Consider the following 13,223-nt stretch of genomic DNA (forward strand, 5'->3'; position numbering starts at 1 on the left):
CGCGCTGGCAACCCCGGCAGACGCTGCCAGCGCACCGACATGAAAAAACCGGGCCTGAGTTTCCTCAGGCCCGGTTTTTCTTTGGCACCAGCGCTTTCCTGCCGGCCGCTGCCTAGCGCGCCGCGCCAGACACTTAGCGCACCGCGCTCGACTCCGCGACGGCCACGGCCGTCATGTTGACGATGCGCCGCGTGGTGGCCTGCGGGTTCAGGATATGCACCGGCTTGGCCGCGCCCAGCAGGATCGGGCCCACCGTCACCCCCTGCCCGCCCGTGATCTTGAGCAGGTTGAAGGCGATGTTGGCGGCGTCCAGCGTCGGCATGACCAGCAGGTTGGCGCTACCGGCCAGCTTGGTGTTCGGCAGGAAGTGACGGCGCACGTCCTCGACCAGTGCTGCATCGCCCTGCATCTCGCCTTCCACTTCCAGCTGCGGGGCCACCTTGGCCAGGATCGCGGCGGCGTCGCGCATCTTGCGTGCCGACGGGCGGTTCGACGAGCCGAACATCGAGTGCGACATCATCGCCACCTTCGGATGCAGGCCGAAACGCTGGATTTCCTCGGCGGCCAGTTGCGTGATGGCAGCCAGTTCCTCGGCGGTCGGGTCCTCGTTCACGAAGGTATCGGTGATGAACAGCGTGTACTTCTCGAGCATCAGCGCGTTCATGGCGGCGAACACCTTGGCGCCCGGCGCCAGGCCGATCACGTCGCGCACGTGCTCCAGATGGGCTTCGAAGCGGCCCACGGTGCCGCACAGCAGTGCATCGGCATCGCCCATATGCATCAGCATGGTGCCGATCAGCGTGTTCGAGCGGCGCAGCGCCACCTTGGCCATGTCCGGCGTCACGCCGTCGCGGCCGCGCAGCGCGTGGTAGGCCTCGTGATAGGCGCGGTAGCGCGGATCGTCCTCGGGGTTGATCAGCTCGAAGTCCACGCCCGGGCGCAGGCGCAGGCCGGCCTTCTCGATGCGCATCTGGATCACGTGCGGGCGGCCGATCAGGATCGGCTTGGCCAGGCCCTCGTCCACCACGCCCTGCACGGCACGCAGCACGCGCTCTTCCTCGCCCTCGGCGTAGGCCACGCGCTTCGGCGCGGCCTTGGCGGCCGAGAACACCGGCTTCATGATCAGGCCGGTGTGGTAGACGTAGTGCGTCAGTTGCTGGCGATAGGCTTCCAGGTCCTGGATCGGCCGCGTGGCCACGCCCGATTCCTCGGCGGCCTTCGCCACGGCCGGCGCGATCTTCTCGATCAGGCGCTGGTCGAACGGCGTGGGAATGATGTAGTCCGGGCCGAACTTCAGCTCACGGCCACCGTAGGCAGCGGCCACGGCGTCGTTCAGCTCGGCTTCGGCCAGCTCGGCAATCGCCTTCACGCAGGCCAGCTTCATTTCCTCGGTGATCTTCGTCGCGCCGCAGTCCAGCGCGCCACGGAAGATGTACGGGAAGCAAAGCACGTTGTTGACCTGGTTCGGATAGTCCGACCGGCCGGTTGCGATGATGCAGTCCGGGCGCGCGGCCTTGGCCACTTCCGGGCGGATTTCCGGTTCCGGGTTCGCCAGCGCCAGGATGATCGGCTTGTCGGCCATCGTCTTGACCATCTCGCCGGTCAGCACGCCAGCGGTGGAGCAGCCCAGGAACACGTCGGCGTTGTTGACGATGTCCGCCAGCGTGCGGTTGGCGGTGTCCTGCGCGTAGCGGGCCTTGTTGGCTTCCATGTTGGCGTCGCGGCCCACATAGATCACGCCCTTCGAGTCCACCACGGAGATGTTCTCGCGCTTCAGGCCCAGGCTCACCATGGTGTCCAGGCAGGCGATGGCAGCGGCGCCGGCGCCCGACACGGCCACCTTCACGCTGCCGATTTCCTTGCCCACCACCTTCAGGCCGTTCAGCAGTGCCGCGGCCGAGATGATGGCCGTACCGTGCTGGTCGTCATGGAAGACGGGGATGTTCATGCGCTCGCGCAGCTTCTTCTCGATATAGAAGCACTCGGGCGCCTTGATGTCCTCGAGGTTCACGCCGCCGAGCGTGGGCTCCAGCGCGGCGACGATCTCGACGATCTTGTCCGGGTCGCGGGCATCGAGTTCGATGTCGAACACATCGATGCCGGCGAACTTCTTGAACAGGCAGCCCTTGCCTTCCATCACCGGCTTGCCAGCCAGCGGGCCGATATCGCCCAGGCCGAGCACGGCGGTGCCGTTGGTGATCACGGCCACGAGGTTGGCGCGCGAGGTGTACTCGGCGGCCATCGACGGATCCTTGGCGATCTCCTCGCAGGCATAGGCCACGCCCGGCGAGTAGGCCAGCGACAGGTCGCGCTGGTTGGACAGCGCCTTGGTGGCGGTTACCTGGATCTTGCCCTTGGTCGGGCTGCGGTGATATTCCAGCGCGGCGAGACGCAACTGCGCTTCAGGGCTATTGGGGGCATGTTGCGGTGCATCACCGCTTGTCTTGCTGCTCATTTGCTCGTACCGGAAAAAATCGAGGAGCCATTCTAGCCCAGCCATTTCGCGGCTGGTTGCGCTTTGCCGCGTGCCGGCAGCAGTTTTGCGCGAATCTGGCGCAAAAACTCCTTTTACCGCACGGTAGGCAATCGCCTTGTCTTATGGGTGAACCAGCGGGCGTCCCATGCGCCGCGCCGCAATTACTTCTTGTCCTTGTCGACTTCCAGTGTCACGCGCCGGGGCCGGCCGTTCTCGGACGGGAATTCGGTCAGGGCGCTGCGGATCATGTACGGCATCACGCCCGCCAGGCTGCCGCCCTCGGTGGTATTGCGCGCGGTGATCTGGTACACGCGTTTGCCGCTCGCGGCGTCCTTGAAGAAGATGCGCAGGCTGGAGAACGTCACCGGCACGTCGCGCACCACGGTCTGCGGCGGCCAATAGCCAGGGCCCCAGCCCCACGGGCCATAGGGCCGGTAGTAGCCGCCGTACGGCCCCCAGTACGGTCCCCACGGGCCGTACCAGGGATCGGAATAGTAGGTTTCGGCCACGCGCACCATGCCGGGCACGGCGCCGTAGTCCATGCTGACGAGGTAGCGCGCCTGCCCCGGCGGCGTTTGCTCGAAGCCTACGCCGGCCAGCGCCTCGGCCAGCCACGCCTGGTAGGTCTCATATTCGAGCTGGGAATCCTGAGCCTGGACTTGCTGAGCCTGCTGAGTCTGCGGGGCCTGGGCGGGCTGCCCCGCCGCCTGCCCGGCCGGCGCCTGCACCGGCGCACGCTCGAAGGCGTAGGTGCGCGGCGCGTCGTTCTGCCACCCGGCCTGCCGGAAGGCGGTGACCTCAGTGGTCACCGTGCTGGCGCAGCCAGCCAAACCCAATACTCCCAGCGCCCCAAGCGCCACCACGGCCCGTCGCCCCATCCCTGCTACCAAATCCCACATCGCGATACCTCGTTCTTGTTCGTTCGTCCTACCAGACTTCAGACACGGGCGGTCTCGCGGAATTCCCCGCCGCCCTTGGCTACAATGGGGACTCCCGCGGACCTTCCGCACCGCCACCCGCCGTGGCGCCCGCCCCCGGTCACTCCGAAGACAGGATTCCCCATGCTGCGCACCGATACGCCCGTTACCGTCTATCGCAAGGACTATACTCCGCCCGCCTTCGCCATCGACCACGTCGATCTGGTGCTGGAGCTGGACCCGCAACGCACCGTCGTCACCAGCACGCTGACCTTCCAGCGCGCGCCCGGCGCGACCGGCGACGCCCCGCTGGTCATGGTGGGCGAGGCCCTGGAGCTGCTCGGCGTAACCCTCGACGGCCAGCCGTTCGCCAGCGCGAAGGAAGACGCCGGCACGCTCACGCTGACCGGCCTGCCGGCGCAGGGCACGCTCGCCATCACCACCGCCTGCAACCCGGCGGCAAATACCACGCTGTCCGGCCTCTACGTCTCCAACGGCAACTTCTTCACCCAGTGCGAAGCCGAAGGCTTCCGCCGCATCACCTATTTCCTCGATCGACCCGACGTGATGGCGACCTACCGCGTCACGCTGCGCGCCGACCGCGCCGCCAGCCCGGTGCTGCTCTCCAACGGCAACCTGCTGTCCGAGCGCGCGCTGCCCGATGGCCGCCACGAAGCGGTCTGGGAAGACCCGTTCCGCAAGCCGTCCTACCTGTTCGCGCTGGTGGCCGGCAAGCTGGCCTGCGTGGAGGAGCGCATCACCAGCGCCTCGGGCAAGGAAAAGCTGCTGCAGGTCTGGGTGGAGCCGCAGGACCTCGACAAGACCCGCCACGCCATGGACTCCCTGATCCATGCCATCCGCTGGGACGAGCGCCGCTTCGGGCTGGAACTCGACCTTGACCGCTTCATGATCGTCGCCGTGAGCGACTTCAACATGGGGGCGATGGAGAACAAGGGCCTGAACATCTTCAATACGAAGTACGTGCTGGCCAATGCGCAGACGGCCACGGACGTGGACTTCGCCAATATCGAGTCGGTGGTGGGGCACGAGTACTTCCACAACTGGACCGGCAACCGCGTGACCTGCCGCGACTGGTTCCAGCTTTCGCTCAAGGAAGGGCTGACGGTGTTCCGCGACCAGGAGTTCTCGGCGGACATGATGGGCTCCGAGTCCGGCCGCGCGGTGAAGCGGATCGAGGACGTGCGCGTGCTGCGCCAGGTGCAGTTCCCCGAGGATGCCGGCCCGATGGCCCACCCGGTGCGCCCGGACAGCTACGAGGAGATCAACAACTTCTACACCGTCACGGTCTACGAGAAAGGCGCCGAAGTCGTGCGGATGTACCAGACCCTGCTGGGCCGCGACGGCTTCCGCAAGGGCATGGACCTGTACTTCCAGCGCCATGACGGCCAGGCCGTGGCCTGCGACGACTTCCGCGCCGCCATGGCCGACGCCAACGGCCGCGACCTGACCCAGTTCGGGCTCTGGTACAGCCAGGCCGGCACGCCGGTGGTCAGCGTGAAGACCGCGTGGGACGGCGCCGCCGGCACGCTGGCGCTAACGCTGACCCAGCGCTGCCCCAAGGTCGGCATCGAGACCCGCGCGGGCACGCCCGAAAAGCAGCCGTTCCACATCCCGTTCGCGGTGGGCCTGATCGGTGCCGATGGCGCCGACCTGCCGCTGCACCTCGAAGGCGAGCGGGCCGGGGATGCTACCCAGCGTGGCACCACCCGCGTGCTCGACTTCACGCAGGCCGAACAGACCTTCCGCTTCACGGGGCTGCCGCGCGGCGACAAGGCGCCCCTGCCCTCGCTGCTGCGCGACTTCTCCGCGCCGGTCATCGTCGATTATGAATACTCCGATGCCGAACTGACCTTCCTGCTGGCCCATGACAGCGACGCGTTCAACCGCTGGGAAGCCGGCCAGCGCCTGGCCACGCGCGCGCTGCTGAAACTGGTGGGCGAGGTGCAGGCCGGCCGGGAACTGAAGCTCGACCCTGCGCTGGTGGCTGCCTTCCGCGCCGTGCTGACGGACGGCTCGCTGAGCCCGGCGTTCCGCGAGCAGGCGCTGATGCTGCCTGCCGAAGCCTATCTGGCCGAGCGCATGGGCGTGGCCGATCCGGCCGCGATCCACCGCGCCCGCCTGTTCATGCGCGAGGGCCTGGCCAGCGCGCTGCAACGCGAATGGCTCGCCGCATATGAAGCCAACGCCACTCCGGGGCCGTACAGCCCCGACGCGGATGCGATGGCCCGCCGCGCGCTGCGCAACCTGGCGCTCGGCTATCTGGCCGACAGCGGCGACGCCGCCATGCAGGCGCTGGCCGACACCCACTACCAGCAGGCCGACAACATGACCGACCGCGCCGCGGCGCTGTCGGCGCTGGTCAACAGCTTCGCGCCGGGCCGCGAGCACGCGCTGGCGGATTTCTACCAGCGCTTCGAGCAGGACGCGCTGGTCATCGACAAGTGGTTCTCGCTCCAGGGCATGCAGCGCGGCGACGTGGGCCCGCACGCCGGCAAGCGCACCATCGACACCGTGCGCGCGCTGATGGCCCACCCCGCCTTCAACCTGCGCAACCCGAACCGCGCCCGCTCGCTGATCTTCAGCTTCTGCTCGGGCAATCCGGCGCAGTTCCACGCCGAGGACGGCTCCGGCTACGAATTCTGGGCCGATCAGGTGCTGGCGCTGGACGCCATCAACCCGCAGGTGGCCGCCCGGCTGGCGCGGGTGATGGATCGCTGGCAGAAGTACGCGCTGCCGCTGCGGGACCGCATGCGCGCCGCGCTGGAGCGCGTGGCGGCGTCCCAGACGCTCTCGCGGGACGTGCGGGAGATCGTCGGCAAGTCACTGGCTGCCTGACCCCGCCGGCTGAGGACGGAGCGGCAACCATTCGTAAAACTGCGATGTCTGTAGCGGCAGACATGTAGAATTGCGGCCATCGAAGGAGAACCCACATGACACGCATCAGCCTCACCCGCTATCTGGTCGAGGAGCAGCGCAAGCACAACACGATCCAGCCGGAGCTCCGGCTGCTGATCGAGGTGGTGGCGCGCGCCTGCAAGGCCATTTCCAACGCCGTGAGCAAGGGCGCCCTCGCGGGCGTGCTCGGCTCGGCCGGCACCGGCAATGTGCAGGGCGAGACCCAGCAGAAGCTGGACGTCATCGCCAATGAAGTGCTGCTCGACGCCAACGAGTGGGGCGGCCACCTGGCGGCGATGGCCTCGGAGGAAATGGACTCGTTCTACGAGATCCCGAACCGCTACCCGAAGGGTGAGTACCTGCTGCTGTTCGATCCGCTCGACGGCTCGTCGAATATCGACGTGAACGTGTCGATCGGCACGATCTTCTCGGTGCTGCACATGCCCAAGCCGGGCCAGACCGTGACCGAGCACGACTTCCTGCAGCCGGGCACGCACCAGGTGGCAGCCGGCTATGCCGTGTACGGCCCGCAGACCACGCTGGTACTGACCGTGGGCAACGGCGTACATATGTTCACGCTGGACCGCGAGGCCGGCAGCTTCGTGCTGACCCAGTCGGACGTGCAGATTCCGGAAGACACCAAGGAATTTGCCATCAATATGTCGAACATGCGTCACTGGGCCCCGCCCGTGCGCGAGTACATCGACGAATGCCTGGCCGGCGAGGAAGGCCCGCGCGGCAAGAACTTCAACATGCGCTGGGTGGCGTCGATGGTGGCCGATGTGCACCGCATCCTGACCCGCGGCGGCGTGTTCCTCTATCCGTGGGACAAGCGCGAGCCGGAGAAGCCGGGCAAGCTGCGCCTGATGTACGAGGCCAACCCGATGGCGTTCCTGGTCGAACAGGCCGGCGGCGCGGCCACCAACGGCCACGACCGCATCCTGGACGTGCAGCCGACCCAGCTGCACCAGCGCGTGTCGGTGGTGCTCGGCTCCAAGAACGAGGTGGATCGCATCACGCGCTACCACCGGGAAGCCGAAGGCAAGGCGTAAGCCAGTCCCTCTATATATATAGGGGGATGCAGGACAAGACAGGGCGCTCCGGCGCCCTGTTTGCATATCAGCGCGGCACCTCGATGAGCCACTGCATGCGGAACGTGACCGACTCACCAGGTGCCAGCGCGCGCAGGCCGGTGCCCTCCCAGCCCCGCGCGCGCAGGTTGACAGCGTCCGCCACGTGCGACACCGGCTCCAGGCAGACGAAGTCGCACCCGCCGGGCGCGTGGAGGATCAGGTGCTCGAGCGGCTCGGCGGCGCGCAGGGTCAGCGTGGCGCCGTCCGCGCGCCGCAGCGTGGCCTGGCGCTTCCAGCCGCTGTAATAGACGGAGAGGTCCGAGTCGGGCAGATGGCGCTCGCGCAGGAAGGCCTCGCGCCGCCCGATCGCCGCGCGGCCCGTGGCCACCCCGCCGCCGTCCGCCGGCCAGACATGCGCCGCGTCGAACTGGATGCGCAGGCCGGGCGGCCGGGCGAAGAACGGATGGAAGCCGCCACCCACCGGCATCGGCGTATCCCCCACGTTACGGATGTCGAGCGCGGCGGCGAGGCCCGCCTCGTCCAGCACCAGCGACTGCCGCGCCAGCACGGCCCAGGGCCAGTCGGTGCCGGGCGGATGCTGGAGCGCCAGCGTGATCGCATTTTCCTGAGATTCCACCACCTGCCAGGGGCGGACGTGCCCGAAGCCATGCATCGCGTGCGGCTGGCCCGGATGCGGCGGCAACTGGACCTCGCGCCCCTGCCAGCGGAACCGGCCATCGCGGATGCGGTTCGAGTACGGCAGCAGCGGATAGCTGCCGGCCTTGGGCCAGGCGCGGGCCTCGAAGCCGTCGCGCAGCGCGGCGGCCGGCATCGGCGCGAGCCAGTCGATGGCGCTGCCATCGGCACGCGTGGTGGTCAGCGCGGCCATGCGGCCACCGGCGGCGGGCGCCACGGTCAGGACGTGGGCGCCCGCGCGCACGGTGTGCAGTGCGCCGGGGGTCAGCCAGCCGCTCACTTCAGCAGCAGGTCCGGCAGCCACATCGAGAACGCCGGCACGTAGGTGACCATCAGCAGGGCCGCCAGCAGCGCCCCGTAGAACGGCCAGATCGTCTTCATCACCTGCCCCACCGACACCCCGCCGATGGCGCAGCCGACGAACTGCGTCGTGCCCACGGGCGGCGTGTTCAGCCCCAGCGCGCAGTTGATCAGCATCATCATGCCGAACTGCACCGGCCCCATGCCGAAGTGCTGGCAGATCGGCAGGAAGATCGGCGTGCAGATCAGGATGGTGGCGGCCATGTCCAGGAAGGTGCCGAGGATGAACAGCATCACGTTCACCATCAGGAAGATCATCCACGGACTGGTGGACAGCGAACTCAGAAACTGCCCGGTCAGCTCGGCCACGCCATAGAGGCTGATCAGGTAGCCGAAAGTGCCGGAAATGCCGATCAGCAGCAGCACCACGCCGGTGGTCTTGACCGCCCTGGCCGCGGCCTTGACGAACTGCTCGCGCGTCAGCGAGCGGTAGACCAGCACGGTCAGCGCCAGCGCGTAGAGCACTGCCACCGCCGCGGACTCCGTCGCCGTGAACACGCCGGACAGGATGCCCACCAGGATCAGCACCACCACGAACAGCCCGGGCAACGCCGCCGCCAGCGAGTGGCCGACGATGTCCCAGCCCGGGAACTTGCCGGCCGGATAGCCCCGGCTGCGCGCCACGAAGTAGGCGGCGGCCAGGTTGCAGATCGTCAGGATCAGCGCCGGCAGCACGCCGGCCAGGATCAGCGCGGCAATCGACACCTTCCCGCCCGCCGCCAGCGTGTAGATGATCATGTTGTGGCTGGTCGGCATCAGCGCGCCGACCAGCGCCGCGTGCGTGGTCACGTTGACCGCGTAGTCGGCGTGGTAGCCCTCGCGCTTCATCATCGGGATCATCACCGCGCCCATGGCCGACACATCGGCCACCGGCGAGCCGGAAACGCCCCCGAACAGCGTGCACGCCAGCACGTTCGACATGCCCAGCCCACCGCGCACATGGCCGGCCATCGACTTGGCGAAGTTGACGATGCGGTCCGCGATGCCGCCGTACAGCATCAGCTCGCCGGCGAAGATGAAGAACGGGATGGCCAGGAACGAGAACGCGTTCATGCCCGAGGTCATCTGCTGGAACACCACGGCCAGCGGCAGGCCCTCGTACAGGATGGTGATGACCGCCGACAGCCCGATCGAGAACGCCACCGGCACGCCAAGGACCAGCAGCCCGAAGAAGCTGATGGAGAGAATGATCAGTGCCATGCCGGCTCCACTTCCGTGCCTTTCAGCACCGCAATGATGTGTTCGATCGAAAACAGCACGATCAGCGCGCCGGCGATCACCGGCGGCAGGTAGCGCCAGCCCTCGGAGATGCCGAGGGTGGGCAGCTTGTAGTCCGCCACGGACAGCGCCAGCAGCGCGCAGTTGTAGGCCATGACCGCGCCGAAGGTGCCGACCAGCACGTGGATCAGCAGCTCGATCCTGGTTCGGATGCGCTCGGGCAGCAGCACCAGCAGGGACTCCAGGCCGATGTGGCCGGCGTCGCGCACGCCCACCGCCGTACCGAGCATCGTCACGTAGAGCACGAGCAGCATGGCGATGGTTTCGGCCCAGGTGGGGGTGTCGTTGAGCACGTAGCGGCCGAACACCTGCGTGAGCACGGCAATGACCAGCAGCAAGAGCCCGGTCACGCCCAGCGCCATGCAGGCGCGAGCCAGCGTGGCGCAGAAGCGGGTGTAGAGGCTGGCGCCGGTGGGGCTGGAGACCGGGGCCGGAGCGGGCCCCGGCGCACCATCCACCGGCGTGGCCGGGGTGGGAGAAGACGAAAGCATGATGGCGCCCTTACCCTTACTTCGTATCCTGCGCGCGGCGCACGAGGTCCTTCATCTGGGCGCTGGTGATGAAGCGGTCATAGACGGGCTTCATCGCGGCCTGGAACGAGGTCTTGTCGACGCTGATGATCTGCACGCCGGCGGCCTCCACCATCTTGCGCGACTTCAGCTCGCGCTCGTCCCACAGCTTGCGCATGTACGGCACCGAGTCCTTGGCGGCCTGGCGCACCATCGCCTGGTCATCCTTGGACATGCGGTCCCACATCACCTTCGAGAACAGCAGCATCTCGGGCGCCATCGAGTGCTCGGTCAGCGAGTAGTACTTGGCCACCTCGAACTGGCGCGAGCTTTCGTAACTGGGCCAGTTGTTCTCGGCGCCATCGACCAGGCCGGTCTTCAGCGCGGTGTAGACCTCGCCCCACGGCATCGGCGTGGCGTTGGCGTGCATCGCCTCCAGCAGCGAGACCCAGAGGTCCGACTGCTGCACGCGGATCTTCATGCCGCGGGCATCGGCCAGCGTGCGGATCGGACGCTTGGTGGTGTACATCGAGCGCGAGCCGCTGTCATACCAGGCCAGGCCGATGAAGCCGTTCTTCTCGCACGACTTCAGGATGTCGTCGCCGATCGGGCCGTCCAGCACGTGGCGCATGTGGTCGGTGGAGCGGAACAGGAACGGCATCGTCGGGACGATGGTGGCCTCGCAGATGTTGTTCATGGCCGCCGAGTTCACGCGCACCATCGACAGCGCGCCGATCTTGGTCTGCTCGATCGCATCCTTCTCGCTGCCCAGCGAGCCCTGCGCGAACACCTTGACCGTCAGCCGGCCATTGGAACGCTGCTTGAGCAACTCGCCCATGTGGCGTACGGCCTGCACGGTCGGGTAGTCCTCGGGGTGGATGTCAGCCGAGCGCATGTCCGCGGCCTGCGCGGCCATCGGCATCGCCACGGTGGCCAAGGTGGCAGCAGCGGCGGCCATGGCGGCCATCAGTGCGCCCAGGCGGACGCGCGGGAGTCGGGTAGAAAACATGAAGTGCCTCCGGATTTGTAGTTTTTCGATCAAGACTTCAAGACTTGGGTGCTTGCGGGCAAGCGATACGGCAATTCGGCGATTCGACGATTGGGGTCTCACGCGCGCAGCATGGGCTCCTCGAGGCCGCGCACGCCCGGTTGCAGCGCGAACACCGCGCCCGAGAGCGGATCGGTGTCGTCGGTGCGGATCGACGTGACATAAAGGGTGTCCAGCCCGGCCCCGCCGAACGCGCACATCGCCGGCTTGGCCACGGGCACCGCGAGCGACCGGTCCAGCCGGCCATCGGGCGTGAAGCGGTGGATCTGGCCGGCGTCGTTGCCGCAGATCCAGTAGCCGCCATCGGCATCCACGGCGGCGCCGTCGGGGCGGCCCGGGTAGCGGTTCATGTCGATAAACAGGCGCGGGTTGGACGGCGTGCCGGTGTCGGTGTCGTAGTCGTACGCCCACACGGCCTGCCGCGCGGGATGCGAATCGGACAGATACATCGTGCGGCCATCGGGGCTGAAGGCGAGTCCGTTGGGGGTGATCAATCCGTCACGCATAACATCCAGCGCACCGGTGACCGGGTCATGGCGATAGAGCTTGCCGTCGGGCGCGGCCAGCGACATGTCCATGACCATCGTGCCGGCCCAGAAGCGGCCCTGGCGGTCCGCGCGGCCATCGTTGAAGCGCATGCCGGCGCGCGCATGCGCCACCGTGGCCACGCGTTGCAGCGGCGGCGTGGCCTGCCCCGGCACCAGCCGCGCCACGCGGAACAGGCCGGTTTCCATTGCCAGCAGCCAGCCGCCGTCCGGCGTCATCGCCATGCAGCCGGCCATCTCGGGCAGGCTCCAGTGGTCGGTCTGCCCGCTGCCCGGGTCGTATCGCCACAGCGTGCGGCCGGGAATATCGGTCCAGTACAGCGCAGCCTCGGCGGCGTGCCAGACGGGGCTCTCGCCCACGCCGCAGCGCATGTCGCCAATGCGTTCGCCTTGAGAGATGGGGGCGCTCACGGCGTCAGTCCCCGAACGGACCGGCCTTGACGAAGGCGCCGCCCTGGTACCAGCCCGCCGCGTCGTCCGCCGGCAGCGGCGGGACGGATTCCACCTTGGCCCGGAACTGCTCCGACGACTCCACCGGCCGGAAACCGAGCCGCGCCGCCTTGCTGTTGTCCCACCAGCTATCGCGGTTGGCCGAGGCGCCGTAGACGATCGTGAAACCCACCTCCGGCACGAAGACCGCGCGCTTGATCAACTGCTCCAGGTCGTCGTAGCCGAGCCAGGTGACCAGCATGCGGCGGTCCTTCGCCTCCGGGAACGACGAGCCGATGCGCAGCGCCACGGTCTCGATGCCGTAGCGGTCGAAATAGAAGCTGCCCAGTTGCTCGCCGAACGCCTTGCTCACGCCGTAATAGCCGTCCGGGCGCGGCGGCGAATCGGCGTCGAGCACCTCGCCCTGCTTGTAGAAGCCAATCACGTGATTGGAGCTGGCGAACACGATGCGCCGCACGCCATGGCGCCGCGCCGCCTCGTAGAGGTGGTAGGTGCCCTGGATATTGGCCGGCAGGATCTCCTCGAACGGACGCTCCACCGACACGCCGCCCAGATGGACGATGGCATCGACGCCCGCCACCAGCGCGTGGACGGCCTTGGCGTCAGACAAATCGCAAGGCACGACTTCTTCCTGCGCGCCTGCCGGGCCGAGGTCGGCGATATCGGAGATGCGCACCACATCGGCATAGCGCTTCAGGCGGTCACGCAGGACCTTGCCGAGGTTGCCGGCCGCGCCGGTCAGCAGGATGCGATGGCAACGGGTGACAACACCGTCGAGCGGATCTTTGGGGGCGAGGGACATAGGTTCGGGATGCGCTGGCGTGGCCCCGCCAAGGGCCTCGCGGGATATGTGGATAGGTTGATTGATCTGTCGTCATACAACGTGACTGGAATCTAATCGTCCGTCAACCTGCGGTCAAGGCGGTGCAACGTCAGTGAATTCCCTAGAAGTTTT

10 protein-coding genes are annotated in these 13,223 nt (G+C 67.6%); 2 read left to right on the forward strand and 8 right to left on the reverse strand.

Annotated elements, in window-relative coordinates:
• Positions 1–133 precede the first annotated feature (133 nt).
• Both KHO18_RS02825 and KHO18_RS02830 read right to left on the reverse strand, forming a co-directional pair.
• On the reverse strand, positions 134–2,455 hold the full coding sequence (locus KHO18_RS02825; RefSeq protein WP_211942749.1) for an NADP-dependent malic enzyme: 2,322 nt from the start codon (positions 2,453–2,455) through the stop codon (positions 134–136).
• 182 nt (positions 2,456–2,637) lie between these two features.
• Positions 2,638–3,375: a DUF4136 domain-containing protein gene (locus tag KHO18_RS02830; protein WP_377731475.1), complete on the reverse strand. Its 738-nt coding sequence runs from the start codon at positions 3,373–3,375 to the stop codon at positions 2,638–2,640.
• A 162-nt stretch (positions 3,376–3,537) separates the two neighbouring features.
• Between KHO18_RS02830 and pepN the strand changes: the two genes are divergently transcribed.
• Together pepN and KHO18_RS02840 are read left to right on the forward strand one after the other, a co-directional pair.
• The gene (gene pepN, locus KHO18_RS02835; protein ID WP_211942750.1) at positions 3,538–6,249 is read left to right on the forward strand and encodes an aminopeptidase N; all 2,712 of its coding nucleotides are present in this window, start codon (positions 3,538–3,540) and stop codon (positions 6,247–6,249) included.
• 95 nt (positions 6,250–6,344) lie between these two features.
• Positions 6,345–7,361: a class 1 fructose-bisphosphatase gene (locus KHO18_RS02840; RefSeq protein ID WP_144201651.1), complete on the forward strand. Its 1,017-nt coding sequence runs from the start codon at positions 6,345–6,347 to the stop codon at positions 7,359–7,361.
• A gap of 67 nt (positions 7,362–7,428) precedes the next feature.
• Here KHO18_RS02840 and KHO18_RS02845 read toward each other — a convergent pair whose 3' ends face one another.
• The 6 genes from KHO18_RS02845 to KHO18_RS02870 form a co-directional block, all read right to left on the reverse strand.
• On the reverse strand, positions 7,429–8,382 hold the full coding sequence (locus KHO18_RS02845) for an aldose 1-epimerase (protein ID WP_244844487.1): 954 nt from the start codon (positions 8,380–8,382) through the stop codon (positions 7,429–7,431).
• Positions 8,355–9,638 (reverse strand): TRAP transporter large permease, encoded by a 1,284-nt coding sequence (locus KHO18_RS02850; protein WP_211942751.1) that lies wholly within the window; start codon positions 9,636–9,638, stop codon positions 8,355–8,357. Before KHO18_RS02850 ends, KHO18_RS02845 begins: the two co-directional genes overlap by 28 nt.
• Entirely contained in the window at positions 9,629–10,078 is a 450-nt protein-coding gene (locus KHO18_RS02855; protein ID WP_244844498.1) for a TRAP transporter small permease, read from the reverse strand. The genes KHO18_RS02850 and KHO18_RS02855 overlap by 10 nt, the downstream gene beginning before the upstream one ends.
• 145 nt (positions 10,079–10,223) lie before the next feature.
• The gene (locus KHO18_RS02860; RefSeq protein WP_144201657.1) at positions 10,224–11,234 is read right to left on the reverse strand and encodes a TRAP transporter substrate-binding protein; all 1,011 of its coding nucleotides are present in this window, start codon (positions 11,232–11,234) and stop codon (positions 10,224–10,226) included.
• 98 nt (positions 11,235–11,332) lie between these two features.
• Entirely contained in the window at positions 11,333–12,190 is an 858-nt protein-coding gene (locus KHO18_RS02865; RefSeq protein WP_211942785.1) for an SMP-30/gluconolactonase/LRE family protein, read from the reverse strand.
• Between the two features lie 43 nt (positions 12,191–12,233).
• Positions 12,234–13,070: an NAD-dependent epimerase/dehydratase family protein gene (locus KHO18_RS02870; protein ID WP_144201659.1), complete on the reverse strand. Its 837-nt coding sequence runs from the start codon at positions 13,068–13,070 to the stop codon at positions 12,234–12,236.
• Positions 13,071–13,223: the final 153 nt, after the last annotated feature.

This window comes from Cupriavidus campinensis (genome assembly GCF_905397395.1).
GTDB classification, from domain to species: Bacteria; Pseudomonadota; Gammaproteobacteria; order Burkholderiales; family Burkholderiaceae; genus Cupriavidus; species Cupriavidus campinensis.